18 protein-coding genes are annotated in these 19,047 nt (G+C 57.1%); 9 read left to right on the top strand and 9 right to left on the bottom strand.

Translation table 11 applies throughout. From position 1 onward, the window contains the following. The first annotated feature begins 126 nt into the window (after positions 1-126). Positions 127-771 (top strand): TetR family transcriptional regulator, encoded by a 645-nt coding sequence (locus ACQKP4_RS08395; protein ID WP_427632133.1) that lies wholly within the window; start codon positions 127-129, stop codon positions 769-771. Positions 772-845: 74 nt separating this feature from the next. On the opposite strand, the gene ACQKP4_RS08390 is transcribed toward ACQKP4_RS08395, so the two are convergent. Continuing rightward, a complete protein-coding gene (locus ACQKP4_RS08390) occupies positions 846-3,107 on the bottom strand; it encodes a CocE/NonD family hydrolase (RefSeq protein WP_427632131.1) in 2,262 nt (753 codons plus the stop codon). 116 nt (positions 3,108-3,223) lie between these two features. Here ACQKP4_RS08390 and ACQKP4_RS08385 point away from each other — a divergent pair, with 116 nt between their 5' ends. Together ACQKP4_RS08385 and ACQKP4_RS08380 are read left to right on the top strand one after the other, a co-directional pair. Then, positions 3,224-3,829: a TetR family transcriptional regulator gene (locus ACQKP4_RS08385; RefSeq protein ID WP_401208154.1), complete on the top strand. Its 606-nt coding sequence runs from the start codon at positions 3,224-3,226 to the stop codon at positions 3,827-3,829. Between the two features lie 63 nt (positions 3,830-3,892). Next, positions 3,893-4,333 carry a MarR family winged helix-turn-helix transcriptional regulator gene (locus ACQKP4_RS08380; protein WP_424485926.1) on the top strand — a complete coding sequence of 147 codons (441 nt, stop codon included), beginning with the start codon at positions 3,893-3,895 and terminating at the stop codon, positions 4,331-4,333. A gap of 55 nt (positions 4,334-4,388) precedes the next feature. On the opposite strand, the gene ACQKP4_RS08375 is transcribed toward ACQKP4_RS08380, so the two are convergent. Together ACQKP4_RS08375 and ACQKP4_RS08370 are read right to left on the bottom strand one after the other, a co-directional pair. Then, complete coding sequence (locus ACQKP4_RS08375; RefSeq protein ID WP_427632128.1) at positions 4,389-6,161, bottom strand: acyl-CoA dehydrogenase C-terminal domain-containing protein; 1,773 nt, start codon at positions 6,159-6,161, stop codon at positions 4,389-4,391. Positions 6,162-6,184: 23 nt separating this feature from the next. Continuing rightward, positions 6,185-6,385: a hypothetical protein gene (locus ACQKP4_RS08370; RefSeq protein WP_427632126.1), complete on the bottom strand. Its 201-nt coding sequence runs from the start codon at positions 6,383-6,385 to the stop codon at positions 6,185-6,187. Here ACQKP4_RS08370 and ACQKP4_RS08365 point away from each other — a divergent pair. The 6 genes from ACQKP4_RS08365 (at position 6,384) to ACQKP4_RS08340 (ending at position 12,641) form a co-directional block, all read left to right on the top strand. Then, positions 6,384-7,613 (top strand): acyl-CoA dehydrogenase family protein, encoded by a 1,230-nt coding sequence (locus tag ACQKP4_RS08365; RefSeq protein WP_427632124.1) that lies wholly within the window; start codon positions 6,384-6,386, stop codon positions 7,611-7,613. The genes ACQKP4_RS08370 and ACQKP4_RS08365 overlap by 2 nt on opposite strands. 34 nt (positions 7,614-7,647) lie before the next feature. Beyond that, entirely contained in the window at positions 7,648-8,157 is a 510-nt protein-coding gene (locus ACQKP4_RS08360) for a flavin reductase family protein (RefSeq protein ID WP_427632123.1), read from the top strand. A 39-nt stretch (positions 8,158-8,196) separates the two neighbouring features. Then, complete coding sequence (locus tag ACQKP4_RS08355) at positions 8,197-9,126, top strand: VOC family protein (protein ID WP_427632122.1); 930 nt, start codon at positions 8,197-8,199, stop codon at positions 9,124-9,126. A 39-nt stretch (positions 9,127-9,165) separates the two neighbouring features. Beyond that, the gene (locus ACQKP4_RS08350) at positions 9,166-10,101 is read left to right on the top strand and encodes a 3-keto-5-aminohexanoate cleavage protein (protein WP_427632120.1); all 936 of its coding nucleotides are present in this window, start codon (positions 9,166-9,168) and stop codon (positions 10,099-10,101) included. Between the two features lie 216 nt (positions 10,102-10,317). Beyond that, the gene (locus ACQKP4_RS08345; RefSeq protein ID WP_401208134.1) at positions 10,318-10,950 is read left to right on the top strand and encodes a TetR/AcrR family transcriptional regulator; all 633 of its coding nucleotides are present in this window, start codon (positions 10,318-10,320) and stop codon (positions 10,948-10,950) included. A gap of 386 nt (positions 10,951-11,336) precedes the next feature. Beyond that, positions 11,337-12,641, top strand: a complete 1,305-nt coding sequence (locus ACQKP4_RS08340; RefSeq protein ID WP_427632118.1) for a carbohydrate porin — start codon at positions 11,337-11,339, stop codon at positions 12,639-12,641. 58 nt (positions 12,642-12,699) lie between these two features. Here the strand turns inward: ACQKP4_RS08340 and ACQKP4_RS08335 are convergent, their stop codons facing one another. From ACQKP4_RS08335 to ACQKP4_RS08310, 6 genes are all read right to left on the bottom strand, one after another. Continuing rightward, complete coding sequence (locus ACQKP4_RS08335; protein ID WP_401208129.1) at positions 12,700-13,623, bottom strand: LysR family transcriptional regulator; 924 nt, start codon at positions 13,621-13,623, stop codon at positions 12,700-12,702. Between the two features lie 124 nt (positions 13,624-13,747). Continuing rightward, a complete protein-coding gene (locus ACQKP4_RS08330) occupies positions 13,748-14,614 on the bottom strand; it encodes an MBL fold metallo-hydrolase (RefSeq protein ID WP_427632116.1) in 867 nt (288 codons plus the stop codon). Positions 14,615-14,736: 122 nt separating this feature from the next. Continuing rightward, a complete protein-coding gene (locus ACQKP4_RS08325) occupies positions 14,737-15,675 on the bottom strand; it encodes a fumarylacetoacetate hydrolase family protein (RefSeq protein ID WP_427632114.1) in 939 nt (312 codons plus the stop codon). A 57-nt stretch (positions 15,676-15,732) separates the two neighbouring features. Then, on the bottom strand, positions 15,733-17,175 hold the full coding sequence (locus ACQKP4_RS08320; protein ID WP_427632112.1) for an MFS transporter: 1,443 nt from the start codon (positions 17,173-17,175) through the stop codon (positions 15,733-15,735). 21 nt (positions 17,176-17,196) lie between these two features. After that, positions 17,197-17,826, bottom strand: a complete 630-nt coding sequence (locus tag ACQKP4_RS08315) for a nuclear transport factor 2 family protein (RefSeq protein WP_401208118.1) — start codon at positions 17,824-17,826, stop codon at positions 17,197-17,199. Positions 17,827-17,895: 69 nt separating this feature from the next. Then, positions 17,896-19,023, bottom strand: a complete 1,128-nt coding sequence (locus ACQKP4_RS08310; protein WP_401208115.1) for an FAD-dependent monooxygenase — start codon at positions 19,021-19,023, stop codon at positions 17,896-17,898. Positions 19,024-19,047: the final 24 nt, after the last annotated feature.

Genomic DNA, 19,047 nt, shown 5'->3' with positions numbered 1-19,047 from the left:
AGTGCAGCGGCGCGAGTGTAAGTCTGATTTTTGATTAACTCAACACGTGTTGAGTTTTTATGTATAGCATGTATCTCGACATAACGAACACAGAAAAATGACCACGCACAGGGAAATATCGGCGCCATGAAAACCACTGAAGAACCCACCACAGCTGATGCCCGTGAAATCAAAACCGGGCGGCGTCCTGGCTCGGGAAATAGCCGCCAAGCGGTGCTTGAAGCGGCACGTGCGCGTTTCGCCAGCGACGGTTTCGGTGCGACCACGATGCGCCGCGTGGCCGCCGATGCCGGCGTTGACGTGTCTATGGTCATGCAGTTTTTCCGCTCTAAGGACGAGCTGTTTGCAGCGGTGATGAATATTCCGGAATCAGCTCTGGAGAAGCTCAGCGCTGTTTTTGCCGGCACCGACAAGCAACTTGGAGAGCGCGTGGTTCGCGCGTTTCTACAGGCGTGGGAGGGCTCACCAGAGGAGTCGGAGCCGCTGATGGCGATGCTCAGAAATGCGATGGTCAACGAGCAGGCGCGTCATCAACTGCGCGACTACATTGAGTCGCGGTTGATCGCAGGCGCAGGCGAATCGCTTGGGCAAGACGCGCGCCTGCGCGCAGGCCTGGCGTTGTCCATGCTGGTGGGAATAGTGACCGGACGACAAATCATCGGCGTGCCGATTCTTGCCGCTACCGATCGGGAAACGTTGGTGGCGGTGGTCGCCCCGGCGATTCAGCACACGCTGCTGCCACCCCCAAAGTGCGCAAGCGCCACTGACTGATGGGGGTCATGGTGTTCACCTGATTACGGCAGGTGGACACCATGACCACATTCAAGGCTACAACGCTTGACCGGTCAGGGAACGATCGGCAGTTGCAGGAAGCTCGGGTACTCCGGCCCAGTGTAAATGCGGTTCACGGCATCGACGTGATAGCTTTTGTCATAGGCACGAACCGGTACGCCGGCCGGCGCATAAGGCTGGATATCTACCAGCAAACGGCAGCCTTTGCGGATCATCGCGGTACTCGGGTTGAGGCCGATTTCGACCGGCACGATGTCTCCTCGCTGAAGTGGTGCGCAGTCTTTCTCCAAGTGAGTGTGCACTGGCCAATACTCGGTAGTGCGTTCGGTGTCCAGCGTTCGGCGGGACACTTTCAGCAAGCCATGCCCGACTGGGTGGATGTGCACCGGATCCACCGGCAGCACCACGGATTCATAGCGAATTTCGCGATCCTGCTCATCGAGAACCCGAAGCGAGACAAACACGTCCATATCCTCGCTGGTGGACTCCACCCACAGACCGACCTTCATGTAGCCGGCGAGAGTCATGTCTTCGCTCATCGGCTCGCTGACAAACGAGACACCTGTCGACCAGCGTGGCGTGCCGTCACTGGAGCCCGCCGGCGCGAGAGTTGGCGTGCCCAGTTCAAGGTGCGCGTCGTATTCGGCGCGGCTTTGCCCGGTTGGCACGGTTTCAGTGATGCGCAGCACGTTGGGACGACGACCGTCGTTTTGCCAGTCTGAAGGGCGAGCATCGAGGTACCAGCGACGGTATTCGGTACGCGCAATCGGCCACTCGTTTTCATGCAAGACAAAATGGGCACCACCGCCGGTTCGCACCTGCACGCGCACTGGCGCTTCGTCCATCACGCCGTTGTCGATGCCCTTGAGCCAGTAATCGAAATAGCGCATGTGTTCGGCGATTGATTTGTTGCTGTAGGAGTCCGGGAACCAGGCATCGGCAAAATCGAATTTGCGCGCTTTGGCAGCGGTGGAACGGATGTAGGTTTCGCTGCTGCCGAGTTGGTGAATGATCGCACCGACTTGTGGGCCGACGATCCACACCGGGGCGGTGGCTTTGCTCATGTCCGGCCGCATGAAGATGCTGCCGCGCGGGCCGTAGGCGTTGATGTCATTGAACGGCGTCGCCAGCACGCGGGCCATCCAGTCGGTTTCCGGACGCTCGCCACAGTGGTTGTTGCCTGACCAGATCTTCCACCACCAGTTCCAGAAGCCTGAGCCGAAGATGCCGCCGCCGTACAGGGCTTCGTTATAGATATCCGCGTCGGTGCCTTGCGCGATCATCGCCTTGAGGTGCGAAGGTTGAAGGCTGGCGACACTGTGCTGGGCCATCGCCAAGTACGACATACCCCACAACCCGACGTTGCCGTTGGACCAATGCTGAGTGCCTGCCCATTCGATGGCGTCGTAATAATCTTCGGCTTCCTGAACGCTGAAGGGCGCTTGCAGTCCTGGGCTTTTGCACACACCACGCGCGTCAACGCGGATACACACATAGCCTTCCGGCACCCACACCGAGGTGTCGACGGTCTCATGGTTTTCGTATTGGGCGCCGTCCGGGTTGCCGGAGAAATAACGATCCTCCATTTGCTCCTTGCGCAGGACGTCGGCCTCGTTACATATACAGTCGTGGTAAAAGCTCTTGCCGTAAAAGCCCTTGCTCATGACGATCGGGTATTCGCCTGGCTCGGCAGGACGGAAGACGTCGGCGCAAACGTACGAGCCGTCGCGCAACGGAATGCGCACATCGGTCATCTTGATGATGCCGCGGATATTGCGGCGTAATTCGTTACGGCTGGTGGCTGCATCGCACAGTGTGCGCGGTGTTTTGTCGGTGAACACACCGGGCGTGGCGTTGAGTATTTCGAGAATCTGCAGCAGCGTCGGATCGTTGGCAAAATCGACCACGCCGCCTTGGCCCATCGGCATCACCGGTGGACTGAAATTGATCGGTGTGACGCCAATCAGCTCGTGCACAACCGGCGCAATTTTTACGCCTGACTCGATGCTGCCTTGCTGATCCAAGGTATGCACGAAACGGGCGAGATTGGTGACCGAAGGATCGAGCAATTTGTCGATCTTGCCGTCGACACGATTGGCCAGTTGCGCGAGATTCAGTCGTGGTGCGGCCTGTATGGCGCCCAACACGATCCCGCCGACCCGGAAGCTGATGGCCTCGCCGGCGCGGTAGTGAAATTCGCCATTCTCCGAGGTCACGCCGGATAGCGTGGGTGTCTGGTATTTGAGTCCGACGATAGGGCCGGCAAAAATACCTGTCAACACGGGGCTCAACGCAGGTGCAGGAGACAGACTCATGCTGGATTCCTTATTGTTCTTGATTATGGGATCGATTCCAGTAAGGTACGGCGGACGAGAAAATAATTCAACACTCGTTGATATGGACGATGTTTCGTAATAATTTGGATATGACTATGAAGAAAGAAACCACTCCTGCGCCGCGTCGTGGGCGTCGACCAGGCCCCAACAGCACGCGCCATCTGGTGCTCGAAGCGGCACGTGCGCGTTTCGCCAGCGACGGTTTTGCCGCCACGACTATCCGTCTGATCGCGGCTGACGCAGGGGTCGATGTGGCTCAAGTGATGCAGTTTTTTCGCTCCAAGGACGAACTCTTCGCGGCGGTGATGGCAATCCCGGCCTCTGCGCTGGAGCGTTTCGACGCGCTCTATGAAGGCCCGGACGAACACTTGGGCGAGCGGGTAGTGCGCGCGTTTCTCACCGCATGGGAAGGAATCCCGGAAGAGTCGGAACCGTTGATGGCCACGCTGCGTGGTGCCTTCGTCAATGATCAGGCACGCGATCAGCTTCGCGCTTTCATTCAATCGCGATTGCTCGGTGGTACTCACGAGCATCTGGAGCCTGAAGCAAAGCTGCGATCCGGTCTCGCGGCGTCGTTGCTGGTCGGCATGGTGGTCAGCCGACGCATCATCGGTGTGCCGATGATGGTGGCCGTAGAACATGAAGAACTGGTGAGGATTATCGGTCCAGCCATTCAGAAGATTTTGGTACCCGAAATCTGATCGATTAAGTGCGGCGGGAAGCGCCACAACGATCGGCCCATGCATTGGAAGAGGAGGGAACATATGGCCAAATTTTCTGCCGCCAGCTTCAAAACCGTCCACCTCGGAATATTGCTTGGGCTGACGGCCACGCTGAAAGATCGGTTGCTGGATCGACACCTGATGCCGCTGGGCATCACCGCCGCGCAACTCAAAGTGCTGAGGATTGTGGGTCGCGGCGATGACACGGCGGTCGCGTTGTGCCGGCACCTGTCCATCCACAGTGCTTCGATGACACGAATGCTCGATCGTCTAGAGCGTAAAGGACTCATCGCGCGTAGTCAGGACGGGCAGGATCGACGTCAGGTGCGTCTGATGTTGACCGATAAAGGCGAAACATTGAGATCAATGTTCCCGCCGATGGAGGCCGCCGCCATGAATGAATTCACGGAGTGCCTCTCGACTGAGGAGCTGAAGTGCCTCGAGAGCCTGTTGGGAAAAATGCTCTCAGACGTTCCGCAGTAGCGTGATCACCAACGCAACGTGATCCGCTACCGAGGTAACGCCTTGGCTCAAACGCTTAAAACTGCTCCGCCGGCATCCTGAACAACGCGCCACTACCCGCACGGATGCACTGTTCCAGGCTATCAATCCGTGGCAGCAGACGTGTGAAGAAGAACTCCGCCGTCGCCAGTTTCGCTTGATAGAACACCGCGCCGCTGTCGGGATTGTTCTGCGCCGCCTGAGTCATACGCGACCACATGTACGCGTATGCCACGTAGCCAAAGACTTGCAGATATTCCACGCAAGCACTGCCGACCAGATTGGCGTCGAGGCTGGCTTTGTCCAGTAACCAGTGGCTGAGGTCATTCAGCCGTTCGGCGGCGGCGGCCAGTTCGATGCGGTATGGGGCGTCTTTTTGCTGGGTGAACTGTGCAATCTCATCAGTGAACAGGCGCAGGCTGACGCCACCGTTGCCAACAACTTTGCGCCCCAACAGATCCAGCGCCTGGATGCCATTGGTACCCTCGTAAATCTGCGCGATGCGCACGTCTCGAACCAGCTGCTCCTGCCCCCATTCGCGAATGTAGCCGTGGCCGCCGAATACCTGCTGACCGGTCACGCAGCTCTCTAATCCGCTGTCGGTAAAAAACGCTTTGGCCACGGGTGTCAGCAGGGCTACCAGCGCAGCGGCGCGTTGTTGTTCTTCGGTTTCCTCGGCAAATTTCGCCAGATCCAGTTGCTGGCCGACGTAGCAGGCAAACGCGCGTCCACCCTCGGTCATGGCTTTCATGCTGAGCAACATTCGACGCACGTCCGGGTGAACGATGATCGGATCGGCAGCCTTGTCCGCCGCGACAGGTCCGCTGGGTGCGCGACTTTGCAGCCGATCAAGCGCATAGGCGCGGGCATTCTGGTACGAGGCTTCTGCGCAACCGAGGCCCTGAATGCCAATGGATAATCGCTCGTAATTCATCATGGTGAACATGGCGGCGAGACCTTTGTTTTCCTCGCCGATCAACCAGCCACCGGCACCGTCAAAGTTCATCACGCACGTTGCAGACGCCTTGATTCCCATCTTGTGCTCGATGGAGCCACAGCTGACGGCATTGTGGTCCCCTAGCGATCCGTCATCGTTGACCAGCCGCTTGGGCACCAAAAACAGAGAGATCCCTTTTGCCCCTGACGGCGCGCCCGGCACTTTGGCCAGTACCAGATGAACGATGTTTTCAGTCAGGTCCTGCTCACCACCGGTGATGAAAATCTTGCTGCCGCTGATGCGATAACTGCCGTCCGTTTGCACCTGCGCAGTCGTGCGGATCAGCCCTAAGTCTGTACCGGCGTGCGCTTCGGTCAGGCACATCGAACCGGCCCAGCGCCCCTCGTACATCGGCGGCAGGTATTGGTTTTTCAGTTCTTCGCTGGCATGCGCATCGATCGCCAGGCAGGCGCCGGAGCTCAACGCTGAATAGAGCGCGAAACTGCAATTGGCGCCGTAAAGCATCTCCTCGAAACACACCGCGAGCATTTTTGGCATGCCCATGCCGCCAAACGCCGGATTACCGCTAAGCCCGACCCAGCCACCTTCGGCATAAGTTGCGTAGGCGTCTTTGAATCCAGCAGGTGTTTGCACCTTGCCTTCGCGCCATTGCGCGCCTTCTTCATCGCCGCTGCGATTGAGCGGGGCGATCAGGCCACCGGTCACTTTTGCGGCCTCTTCGAGAATTGCATCAGCGGTAGCGGCGTCGATCTGCTGCGCCAGTGCAGGCAAGCGAGCCCATATCGCAGGCGCCGAGAAAACCTCATGAAGCAAAAAACGCATATCGGTGAGCGGGGCGTTGAATTGGGGCATTGCACAACCTCTTTTGTTATTGGTCATGGCTGAAGGCGGCCATGAACGGTTGGATAACGTGCTTTACAGCGTTTTGAAATGTAGTGATTCGGGCGTTGAAAATGCTGCAAAAGAAAACAATTGAATACTGTCTCATTTTTGTAGAGGATATCAATAACACGTTGGCGGCGCTTCTTCGCTGGACGTGGCGAACCCCAAAACAAGATAAAAACAGGTGAGAACATGACTTCGCTCCAACGCAGCGACCTACCCGGTAATGCCTCCGACACCTTTGGAAATAGCGCTAGCCTGTTGGCTCATGCGCGTTCGCTGGTGCCTGCACTGAAAGAACGCAGCAAAGAAACTGCCGGTCTCGGACGCCTGCCGGAACTAACGCTCGCTGACTTGGATGCAGGTGGATTGCTGGGCATGACCATTCCGCGTCGTTACGGCGGCAGTCAGGTTTCGGTGCGGACGTTTCTTGATGTGGTCGCCGAAATCGGTCGTGGTGACGCATCGGTGGCGTGGGTCACGGCGCTGACCAACATTACCAACTGGTGTGCCGCGTCGTTCTTTGGCGAGGAGGCCGCAAAAGAGGTGTTCTGCGGCGCCAAACCGGCTCGGGTTGTCGGTGTTCTATCGCCACGTAAAGCCGTCGTACGCAAAGTCGAGGGCGGTTATCTGATCGAAGAGGGCGTGTGGGGCTTCAATTCCGGCGTCTACCACGCGACGTGGGACATGCTCGGTATTCCCTTGGTCGATGAGCACGGTAAAGTGCTGGACCAAGGCGCGGCGCTGATTCCGATCGAGCAGGTGCAGATCCTCAATGACTGGAACGTCATTGGTATCAGTGGCAGCGGCAGTTCCAGCGTGTCAGTCAGCAATGTGTTTGTGCCGGACTCGCGCATTGCGTCGGTCAGCCAGGCCATCGAAGGCAATTACCAGTCGACGCATCTGGAAGGCGAGTCGGCGTATCGCGCGGCGTGCATGCCGATGCTGGCGATCATTCTGGCCTTCCCTGCATTGGGCCTCGGCGTCGCGGCACTGGAAACATTCCTCGAAACGCTGCCACGTCGCGGCATCCAGTATTCCTGGTACAGCAAGCAGGCCGACGCGCCCGTCACCCATCTGGTGGTCGGCGAAGCCTCGGCGAAAATCGACGCGGCGCGGGTCATTCTTGAGCGCCACGCCGACACCATTGATGCCAGCGCCGCATCGGGCGTCTACATGGATTACCTCGAACGCGCCAAGGTACGCCGCGATGTCGGCTACGCCGAAACCTTGATCTGGCAAGCCGTCGACATGCTCGCGTCGGCCTCGGGTGGCTCGTTGGCCTCGGCCAATAACCCGATGACCAAAATCTGGCAAGACGCGCGGGTGGCCTCTTTGCACGGCATCGTCAACCCCTCTCTGAATTTCGAAACCTACGGCCGGCTTCTCTGCGGCAATACCGCCGGCACGCCGTTTATCTAAGCGCGCAACGCTGCGTATTCACCGGGAGACGACCATGCAAGCCAAAGCAATAGACGCGCGGGTTTTTCGCCGCGTGATGGGCAAATTCGCCACCGGCGTGACCGTGATCACCTTCATCCACGAAGGGCAATTCAGCGCCATGACGGCCAACGCCTTTATGTCTCTGTCGGTCGATCCGCCGATGGTGTTGATCGCTGTGCGCAATCAGGCGCGATTCGCTGGCGCGATCAAACCCGGCGATGCGTTCGGCATCTGTTTTCTGCGGGAAGAACACGAAGCGCTGAGCAGTCACTTCGGCGGTCGGCCTGTGGCGGATCTGCCGGTGGACTATCGCCAACTGGGCGACGCCCCGGTATTGGCCGGTGCTTTGGTGCAACTCGCGGTGCGCGCCAACGCGGTTCACGAGGGTGGCGATCACCTGATCTATACCGCCGATGTACAAGCCGTGGAAGAGTCGGACGGTCGTCCGTTGCTGTTCTATTCCGGCTCTTACAAGCAACTCCATGCTCTCGACCCTGCGACCTGCTGGTTCGATCTGGGCTAGCTGACAACTCCATCTCAACAATTACAAAAGGAGCACGCCATGATTGCTGTACGTGATATCGCCTATGTTCGCTACCAGGTCGAAGATCTCGACGCTCAAGAACAGTTTTTGCACGATTTCGGAATGCTGCCGCACGTTCGAACTGCCGACACTTTGCAGATGGCAACTTATAAGGGTGGTTACCCGGCCTACATCGCACAACGCGGCCCGAAAAAAGCGCTGGGCATAGGTTTTCAAATCGCCAGTTTTGATGATTTGAAACGCGTTGCCACTCACTTCAACAGCGACATCTGTGAAAACACTGAACTCGGCACTGGCTGGGTGCTGACACTACAAGACCCAGATGGCCTGCGCGTGGACTTGCTCCACGCCGGCGACGTGATTGCGCCACAGACTGCACGGCCGCCGCTGTTACTGAACAACGCTGAACAACGCCCGCGCCTCGGCAAAACCAATCGCATCGACATCCAGCCTTCGCACGTCATGCGCCTTGGCCATGTGGTGTTGAAGACGGTCAATTTCGCGGCGATGTTCAGTTTCTATCAGGACCTGTTGGGCTTCCGTGTGTCCGACAGCTACTTCGCCGAAGCCCCGGAAAACACCGTCGCAACCTTTATGCATTGCGGTCTGGGGGACGAGTTCACCGACCACCACACCGTTGCGTTGATCAACATGGGCGCCGAAGAACCGGCGTTCGACCACTGCGCATTCGAAGTGCTGGATTGGGACGATGTGGCTTGCGGCAGCCAGTTCCTCACGCAAAAACAATACAACCACTCTTGGGGCATTGGCCGGCATGTGCAGGGCAGCCAGATCTTCGATTACTGGCTGGACCCGGCCGGCAACAAGATTGAGCACTGGACGGACGGCGATCTGGTCAACGACACGACCCCGGTTACCCATGAGCCGCTGAGCCTCGATGGTCTCTCGCAATGGGCACCGCCGCTGTCGCCTGAATTCCTCGCCTGACCCGCTGACCTCTCCAAAAAAACCTACAAGGAAATCCCCATGGCTGCCAAAGCGTCGAAAATTATCATCACCTGCGCCATCACTGGCTCTGTTCACACGCCGTCGATGTCGCCGTTCCTGCCGATTACGCCCGATCAAATTGCCCGCGCCTCGATTGAAGCGGCAGAGGCGGGCGCATCGGTTGTCCACCTGCATGCCCGTGACCCGGAGACCGGGATTCCGAGCCAGGATCCGAATCTCTTCGAGCAGTTTCTGCCACAGATCAAACAAGAGTCCGACGTCGTGATCAACCTCACGACTGGTGGCTCGCCGGCCATGACCATCGAAGAACGGCTGCAACCGGTCATGCGTTTCAAGCCCGAAGTCGCTTCGTTGAACATGGGCTCGATGAACTTCGGCACCTATGAACTGCTGCAGCGCTTCAAAGAGTTCAAACATGACTGGGAACAGCCGTTCCTGGAGGCTAGCGACGAGCGCATCTTCCGCAACACCTTCAAGGACATTGCGCACATTCTCGGCACCTGCGCGCAGAACGACACGCGCTTCGAAATCGAATGCTACGACATTGGCCACCTCTACACGGCAGCGCATTTTCGTGACCGCCAATTGGTCAAAGACCCGCTGTTCATTCAGTCGGTGTTCGGTATCCGTGGCGGCATCGGCGCGCACCCGGAAGATGTCATGCACATGAAGCGCACCGCCGACCGCCTGTTTGGTGACACTTACAACTGGTCGGTACTGGGCGCGGGCGCTCATCAATCGCGCATTGTCACACAGTCTCTGTTGATGGGCGGGCACGTACGTGTGGGCCTCGAAGACAACCTCTGGGCCGGTAAAGGCCGACTGGCGCAAAGCAATGCCGAGCAGGTTGCAGCGATCAAATCGGTGATCGAATCGCTGGGCTTCAGCGTGGCTACCCCGGATGAGGCGCGTGAGATCATGGGCTTGAAAGGGCGTGACAACGTCGCGTTTTAACGCTGGGTCATTGCCTGTCACAAACCCCGTCAGCCGCAGTGGCGGGGTTCTAAAGCCCGGTTTCTGTCTGGTGACAGTTGAATCGGGTATGCTTGGCCCCATTGAAAAAGTCACCTCTCGGTCACCCCAATGAATGAAATAGCAGCGCCTTCACCGCGATCGCCAAAGCGCTCAAAAACCGCTGCTCCCTCGCCAGAAAAAGTCGCTGATGATGCTGTGCCGACGACGGAAGTCAAAAAGCCGCGCATCAATGAGAAAGCCCGACTGCGCACGCGCAACAAACTCTTGCGTGCGGCGCGCACCGTCATGGCCGGCAAGGGCATCGAAGCAACGACGATCAACGACATCACCGAAGAGGCCGAGCTGTCCTTCGGTTCGTTCTACAACTACTTCTCCAGCAAGGAAGAAATCGCCCGCGCGGTGTTTATCGACGACGCGCAGTTGCTGGTCGAAGCGTTTGAAGCTGCTGTCACTCCGACCACCGGCATCGCCGAGATCGTCGGCACCAATTTCCGTCTCTGCGTACACCGTGGAATTTGCGACCCGATCTGGGGCTGGTTTCTGGTGTACTCGATTTACAGCATCAACGACATGCTGGCGATCATGGGTAAACCCTTGGCGCGTGACATCAGGATCGGCAACGAGTCCAACGACTTTGACGTTGTGGATGTCGATGCCACAGTGGACTGCATTATTGGCGGCATGCTGTTTCTACTACGTCAGGTTTTGACCGGGACTCGTCCTGTGTCTGCCGTTGAAAGCGCAGTGCAATACGTGCTTCGAGGCCTGGGTGTGAGCCACGAAGAAGCTGCGCGCATCGTACAGCTCGATCTGAGCAACGTTCTCTAAATCATTTTCGATCCTGCATCTGTGGCGAGGGAGCTCGCTCACTTTGGACTGCGCAGCAGGCCTTTCTTATAAGGAAAGGGCCGCTACGCGCCCCAGCGGGAGCAAGCTCCCTCGCCACATTTTATTTTCCAATTGCCGATCTTTACTCATCTATCCATGACAGCACCGGTCAGTCACAAGTAAGGCTGATGCCATCAACAAGCACATGTGATTTCCCAAGTCCCGGCTGAAACGAGACTATTCGATAAGCGCTCGTTATATGAACGCGAAGTTCCCGTTTTAGTGACAGAGGCCCATGGATGGCTTCAAGTTCTGATTAATAAATCCAAAAAAATAAATGTTTGTCTTTGAAGACATCCTTATCACAAAAATAATAGGGGAGTTGTATGAAGAATTTGGCGTATTGCTGCGCGGCCGGTGCAGCCTTGACGTGCTATGCGGGTCTGGGCCTGGCAGCAGATGGACAAACCAGTGATGCCGAGTGGGCGAAAATCAACTCACTGACATGGCAAGCCCAAGGCTTGACGACCCGGTTCCCGCCGTTACAGGACTCTATCCTGGCGGACAGCGGCAGTTGGCGCAGTGAATTGGCTAAACACAATATCGGCATCGAGCCACGTATTGTGATTAACGGCATCACTGACTTTAATCAGAACAACAATAAACCCAAAGACAGTTATGTCGGGCAGGGCGGCGATTTAATGGCCGGTACCTACTTTATTGACTTTGTTTATGGTCTGGACGACTTGGGGCTGCCGAACTCCAAGATCATGGCGTGCGTAAACTCGACCAACTCTTCTGTTGCAGGCAACCCACCGAACAACACGGCGGTCGCCTGCCTGAGTTACTTTCAAACTTTTCTCGACAAGAAAGTTGAGTTGAAGGCAGGTTTCGAGCCGAACTTGTATACCTATGTCGGTTTATTCACCGGTGGTGACGCGACGCTGACCAATACCCTCGGTTCGGTGATCCCGGTAGAGGCCGGTTTGAGTGATCCGGTAACCACGCCGCCGATGGTCAACCTGGCCTATAAGGGCGAGGATGGTTTCTATGCGCGCGGTGGCGTGCAGCGCAGCGTTTCGCCGAATGGGCGGGTGTATGAAGTCGAGAACAACGGCATCGGTCTGGATGCTTCGATGGAAGACGCCAAAGTTCTTTACGTCAGTGAAGTGGGTATAGATCGCAAACCTACACCCGGCGGTAACCGGCTGTGGGTTCGTGCGGGCGGTGTCTCGAACCCGACCAAATATAAAGCCTTTGAAGGTGGCGAAGAATCCAACAAAGCCTACTGGGCATTGGCGGACTACCAAGTCACTCAGCCCGACAAGAGCATTCCGGTTCATGGTCTCTATGTAGGTGCATCGGCGATGTACGCGCCTTCCGATGTCAACCTGTACACCCAGAACTATGAGGCGCGCATGTACTACTATGGCCCATTCAAGTCGCGTCCTTTGGACAAGGTTTCCTTTGTCGTAGGCAAAAACGTGTTCAGTCAGGAAGCCCAGGATACGTTGGCCGCCCGCAAAATCGACACTGCCTCTACGCAATTGAGTGCTACGGCGGCATATGCGATGCACGTTACGCGCGGCGTCTATCTGTCTTCAGCCGTGGGGTACACCAAAGATCCTTCGTTTACTGCCGATATCAATCACGCGCTGACGTTCAAGTTGGGATTGTTGTTCAACTTCTAAGCCGTATTACAGTCGCAAAAAAAGCCGTCGAAAGACGGCTTTTTCATTGGCTGGAATATCAGATTTTCCGACCCGCATCCTTGAACAGGTCCCGGATAAAACTATGTCCGGGATCAGAGTCATTGCGGTCCAGCCACACCAGCGACTCTTCCAGCGGTCTGATTTCAATCGGGCACTCCATGATTTTCAGATTCAGCGCGTGGGCCATGGCTTGTGCCATTCGGCGATGAATAGTCGCAACCAGCGGTGTGCCAGGCAGCATCATGATCAGGCTGGAAAAGCTTGGCGCCTTGGTTACGATGCGCGGTTCGATGCCGGCACGCAGCCAGCCGCGATCAATCAAAGTGCGCCAATCGCTGCCAAACGACACCTGGCCATGCGGCGCACCAATGTACTGTTCCAGCGTGATGTCATTGGTCGCGTCGAAATGCGCAGGGTCGACAACACAGACAAAGTCATCACGGAACAAGCCTTCGATCCGAAAGTGTTCACTGGGTTTGTAGACCTTGTGGTTATCCCAGTCGATCAGACCCACGCAAAAGTCCAGATCGCCACGCTCCAGACGGTTGTAACTATCGGCATCCAGACGCTCAACATGAATCACTGTATGCGGTGCAGATTGCAGCAGCAGACGCAGCACGCTCGGCATCAGCACCATTGCCGCGTAATCCGTCATTGCCACTTTGAAGTGTCGTTGCTCGGTTTTCGGGTCGAACTTCGGTCGAACTTGCAGTGCCGTTTGAATGCTCGATAACGAGGTTTTCACCGGTTCCATCAACGCTGTTGCCAGAGGTGTCAGTTCGAAATTGCGACCGACACGCACCAAGAGTTCATCATCGAAATGTTCGCGCAAGCGGCGCAGTGAAGCGCTCATCGCTTGCTGCGTGACGAAGAGCCTTTCGGCTGCGCGGGTGACGTTGCGTTCGGTAAGAAAAGCATCGAGGGAGCGCAGGAGATTCAAATCGAAATGTTGAAATTGCATGTGAAGTTCCGCCATTACAGAGTTCGATTATTTTTATTGGGTGATGCTGAGCCGTGAGGCGGCCCGAACCAATCGATAGCGAGCGTTTCAGGTTTTCGGAGGGGGGCTGCGACGAGGTAGGGATTTATTGCTGCGTCAATTCCTGGTACGTCGTTTCAGTGAACGTCGGGAACATTTTCGCCAGTCCTTTTGGCGGCGGATCGTTGAGCGCCGCTTTCACTTCATCGAGGGTTTTATGTTGCGCCACCAGTTGTTCGATCTCGGCTCGACGCGACATCGCGATTTGCAGGCGCTCTTGCAGATCCGCGCGCTTGAGCGGCTGACCATGGCCCGACACATAAACCTGCGCATTCAGTGCAATCAGCGCTTGCATGGTTTTGATCCAGCCGAGGGATGAACCGTGCTTGTTGAGGTGGATGCCAGGGTATTGGCTGAAATCCGGGGCGAGGATATCGCCGGTGAATACAACATCTTGCGCCGGCAGGTAGATGATCAAATCACTGTCAGTATGCGCGGGAGCCAAGTGCATCAGTTGCAGCGTCACGCCGTCGACGACAATGGTCTCGCTGTCTTTAACGGTTTTTGTGGGCAAGTAGTCCTTTAACTCTGCCGGCGTGGTCGTGGTATTCATCAACGGGTTTTGCAGGGCTTCCTGCATTTCCGGCCCGGTGTTTTCCTGCGCGATGATCTCCAGGCCACGCGGATAAGCCGGCAAGCCGTTGACGTGGTCTGGATCGCTGTGGGTGAGGATGATGGTGCTCACGGGTTTGGGCGTGATTTGCGCAATGGCCTTCAGGACTTTCTTCGCTGCTGGAGCGAACATCTGCGCATCGACGAGGATGACACTCGAGTTCGCCACGATAATCCCGCTATTGGCCATGCCACCGCTGACGTAATAAATGCCCTCACTGACGGGATGAACCGTGATGGGCGCTACCGTCGCATATACGGTCAGTAACTTGGCAAGAACGGGCGGAGAGGGCCTCGGCATGAAAAAGGCCACACCAGCCAGGACGGCTACTACAACAACTACGCCTACTGCTGTTTTACGAAACATCGTACTCACTCCGCCACATAAAATTACCGCCACTGTCCTCGTGCAGACCTGTTGGCTTAATGGCTCTTGTAGATTTCCAGCGCTTCTTTGAAGGCTGCCACCGGATCGGTTTTGCTCACCGGCGCGCGGTTGATGCCCTGGCTGCCAATGATCGAGTTACGCAGTACGCCGACACCGGCTATTTCCACTTCGCAGATGTCCCCTTCCTGCATCCACAGTTGCGGTTTACGGAACAAACCCACGCCTGCGGCAGAGCCGGTAACGATGACATCACCCGGTTGCAGCTCGGTAAATTCGGAAATGTAGCTGATGATCTGCGGGAAATTGTAGATCAGGTCCGCGTAGGGCATTTCCTGCACCACGTTGCCGTTCAAGCGCGTAGTAAGCGTCAACGTCGTCGGGTCGGTGATTTCATCGGCAGTGACCATCCACGGGCCGAACGCACCGGATTTAGGAAAGTTTTTACCTGCGGTGAACATTGGCGAGTGGCATTGATAATCACGCAACGAACCGTCGTTGTAGCAGGCGTAACCGGCGACATGACTGAGGGCGTCGGCCTCACTGATGTGCCGGCCAAGTTTGCCGATGATAATTGCGATTTCGCCTTCGAAGTCGTACAGCGGGCTGTTGTTAGGCTTTTCCATCGGTGTGGCATGGCCGACGTGCGAACGGGCGGTTCGAGTGAATACGTACGGCTTTGGCGGCACATGCTCATGCCCACTGAACTGCGCTACTTCCGCGCAATGTGAGTGAGTGTTCATGCCCATGCAGAAAATTGCGCCCGGGTTGGTGATCACCGGCAGCAGACTGACCTGACTCAATGTGTAGTCGACCTGACTCGGCAGGGTAAGGTTGTCGAGGCAGGCCAAGCCATGTTCTAACAGAGCTTTCAGGCTAGCCACTTCCGGAAGTCGCGAGCTGAGATCGATGATGCCATCGGCACGTACCAGACCAAAACGTTCACGACCTTCTACGAGATACGAAGCAAGTTTCATGTTGATTCCTACGCATTGAATTTTGATGTGTTGAATTGTTCGGTAATGGGCTCATCGTCACGCGCGCGGATGTGCCACGACGGGCTGCGCTGCGTTGTCCTTTGACTTGGGCATGGACAGCAGGATCAAACCGGCAAGAATCGGCGCAGCCGCAAAGAACAGCGACACCTGGCCACGAGAAAATCCGGAAGCGAACATCCAGCCAGCCAGCGCAGGACCGACAACGCTAGACACGCGGCCGACGCCAAGAATGAAGCCGATGCCAGTCACACGGGTGTGGGGAGGGAAGGCCGAAGCCATGGTCGCGTAAAACACTCCGGTAGCGCCGGAGATGCAGAAGCCGGCGAGGGCGGCCACCAGAATCAACGTCGTCAGCACCGGCGGGGTGAAGCCAAACACGCCGACGAAGATACCGAAGCCAATCATCCCGAAAGAAGCCACCCGACCGGCGCCTACGCGAGTTGCCAGCGCGCCGAGTACGACCGCACCGATCATCCCAAGGGCATGACTGACAGCCGAAACACGGCTGCCTGTGGCCGGAGGAAAACCGGCATCAGCGATGAACTGAGGCATCCAGTTGAGCAAGAAATACATCGTCGTCGACGCGAGCATGAAAATCAGCGTCAGACGCACGGTGACACCAATGATTTCCGGGCCAAACAACGCTTTGTAGGAAGGTCGTTGCGATTCTCGTTTCTCAGGCAGTTCGCTTAGCGGAGGGTGCTTTAGATGCGCAAGCACACGGTTGACGCGAGCCAGCGCGTTGGCTGGACGACGGGTGAGCAGATACGCTGGGGATTCAGGCAAAACCCAAATGACAATCGGCACCACGATTGCGCCGGCGACAGCGCCGGAGATGTACACCGCGTGCCAGCCAAAGTGCGTCAGCAGCGGTGCCGCGATCAAGCCGCCCAGAATCGAGCCGAAAGTAAAACCGACCGTTGTGATCGCGACAGCGAAGGCCCGACGACGGCTGTTACAGAACTCTGCGGAAATCGACATCGTCAGAGGCACCATCACGCCGATACCCATTCCGGTGATTACCCGGCACGCCGCGAGGGTCTGGATATTTTCGCAAAAAGCCGAGAGCAGTGAGCCGCAGATCATCAGCGCGAGACCACCAAACACCAATGGTCGACGCCCCCATACATCTGCCAGCGGCGACAGCGCCAAAGCACCGATTGCCATGCCGACCAGGCCGCTGGAAAGCAGCATCCCCAGCGCAGCTTTATCGATGTTCCAGGCCACGCTCAACGCCGGCGCGGTGAACGCGGTCGCCAATACGTCGTAACCGTCGAGTGCAGCCAGCAATACGGATAGGCACAGCACCAGAATCTGGGCGCGGCTCATGGGCATTTCGTCAATCGAGGGCAGTAGACCGGCCCCCTTGGTTATGATTGTCATCGCACGCTTCCTGTTGAGCCTGGGCCTTTCAGATTCGGCGATGCCGGACGCCTGAAAGGCTGGCTGTTTATTGTTGTTGGTGTCGAACAGCGTCATTGCCGGCTAGCGGGTGCAGCATCAAGCGGGTTGCAATGCCCTTGCCTCAGCAAGCCAGGCTTTGCCTTCGGCATACAGTTGATGGGTCGCTTCGGTGTTGTCGACGTATTGCCCGGGCTGAACGGCGAAACCGGTTTTGTTCAGCATGAAGCCCAGGTATTTGTATGCCGGGTCGAACTGGCTGGTGTCCATCCACAGGCTTTTGAACCAGAACACCAGCGATGGCTCGATGCTGTCGAGGCGGTCTTTCTGATAGATGCAGTAGCGGCGGGAAATCTTCCAGTTGCCGTTGTCCTTGACGATGAAGTCGTAGAACAGCGCCTCTGACGTCAGATCCAGACCGGGGCTGGCGACTTCCGAGCGGGCCATGATCGATGCCGGCGTGATCGCGATGGCACGGTCAGCGCTGACGTCGATGATCGAAGGTTTCATCACGTGCATGGTTTTCACCGGGCTCTTCGACATGCCTTTCGAGCCTTCGACAAAGCCCTGAATCGAACCGATGTACCAGGTCAGATGGATGGTCCCGTCATCGACGAACGTCGAGCGCAATTCGTCCCACATTTTATGGTCGCGAAAGAACCCCCAGTTCAACAGCAACTGGCTGATCTCGGTGATGTCCTGCGCGTTTGCCTTGTTCTTGTTGGTCATGGAAAAAACGCTTCCGGTCGGGTGGAAAATGAGTTGAGAAAGACGCTTTCTCAGGTTGTGCGGGGTTACTCAGTAAGGTTGCGAAATGGCCGTCAAGGCAGCCATCATCACCGCGCCGTTTTCGGTGGGCGGCGCTTTCCGTTGTTCCAGTTGCGAGAGCTTGACGCTGCTGTCGACGACGGTTTTTACCCGTTCGAAACGGCGTTGCATGAACGCATCGAGTGCTTCTGGCAATGAGGTGGCGGTTGCAATGCACTGGCCCAGTACTACCGCGTCTTCGAGCGCCATGCCGGCGCCCATACCCAAATGCGCGGTGGTTGCGTGGGCGGCGTCACCGATCAACAGGGTGCGACCGCGATGCCATTGATCCGGGACGAGAATCCAGTCGAACGGGCGCCCGATCAGTGCGGAGTCTGACTTGAGACGCTCTTGAAGGTGCTTGATCGGTGCCGCTGAAATCGAATCCAGCAAGCGTGTAAAGAGCCCGAGCACATCGGCGTCGCTCAGCCATGTACGCTCGGGAATCGTCAGCACGGCCGGGACATACGTCAGGTTTTGATGCGGCAGATGGTAGAAGCCTACTTTGCCGACATCGCTTGTGTACCAGCCTTCGCCCTCGATGGCCGGGCCAGGAACCATCCAGCGAATGCTGATCTGGCCGGAGTACTCAGGCTCGCCAATCTCGGGGAAAACCATTTTGCGTGTGTGTGAGTGAATACCGTCAGCGCCGATCACCAGATCGAATGCGCGAGTTTCACCATCGGAAAAAGTCACCAGCGCTGAATCGCCACTATCGTCGATGGCCGTGATCGTCAGGCCTTTGCGAATGCTGCACAGCGAGTTCGCGGTGTTTTCCAGAATCTGCGCAAACGCTGGACGGAATACGGCAACGCCATCCTTCGATCCTGGCCATTCTGGTCTGCGAGGTGCCGCGCGGAGCAGTTGCCCGTCCGCGGCGTAGAGCGAGGCAGCAGTCGAGTCAGCAGCGAAAGTTCTGCCGGTGTCGCAGCACTCTTGGTACACCCCAAGTTCAAACAGGGCTTCGGCCGCACGACCGGACAAGGCCATCGAGGCGCCGTCAGGCTTGCCGTGGAGTTCGACCACTTCGCAATGCACACCGAGGCGAGACAAGGCGATCGCCGCCGACAGTCCCGCAACTCCACCACCTACAATTAGCGCTTTCGAAATACAGGCCATTTTTCGACATTCTCATCTGGGTCA

Source organism: Pseudomonas sp. NPDC086278, from assembly GCF_050280905.1.
Lineage (GTDB): Bacteria > Pseudomonadota > Gammaproteobacteria > Pseudomonadales > Pseudomonadaceae > Aquipseudomonas.
This window is presented reverse-complemented; position numbering and strand designations above follow the sequence as displayed.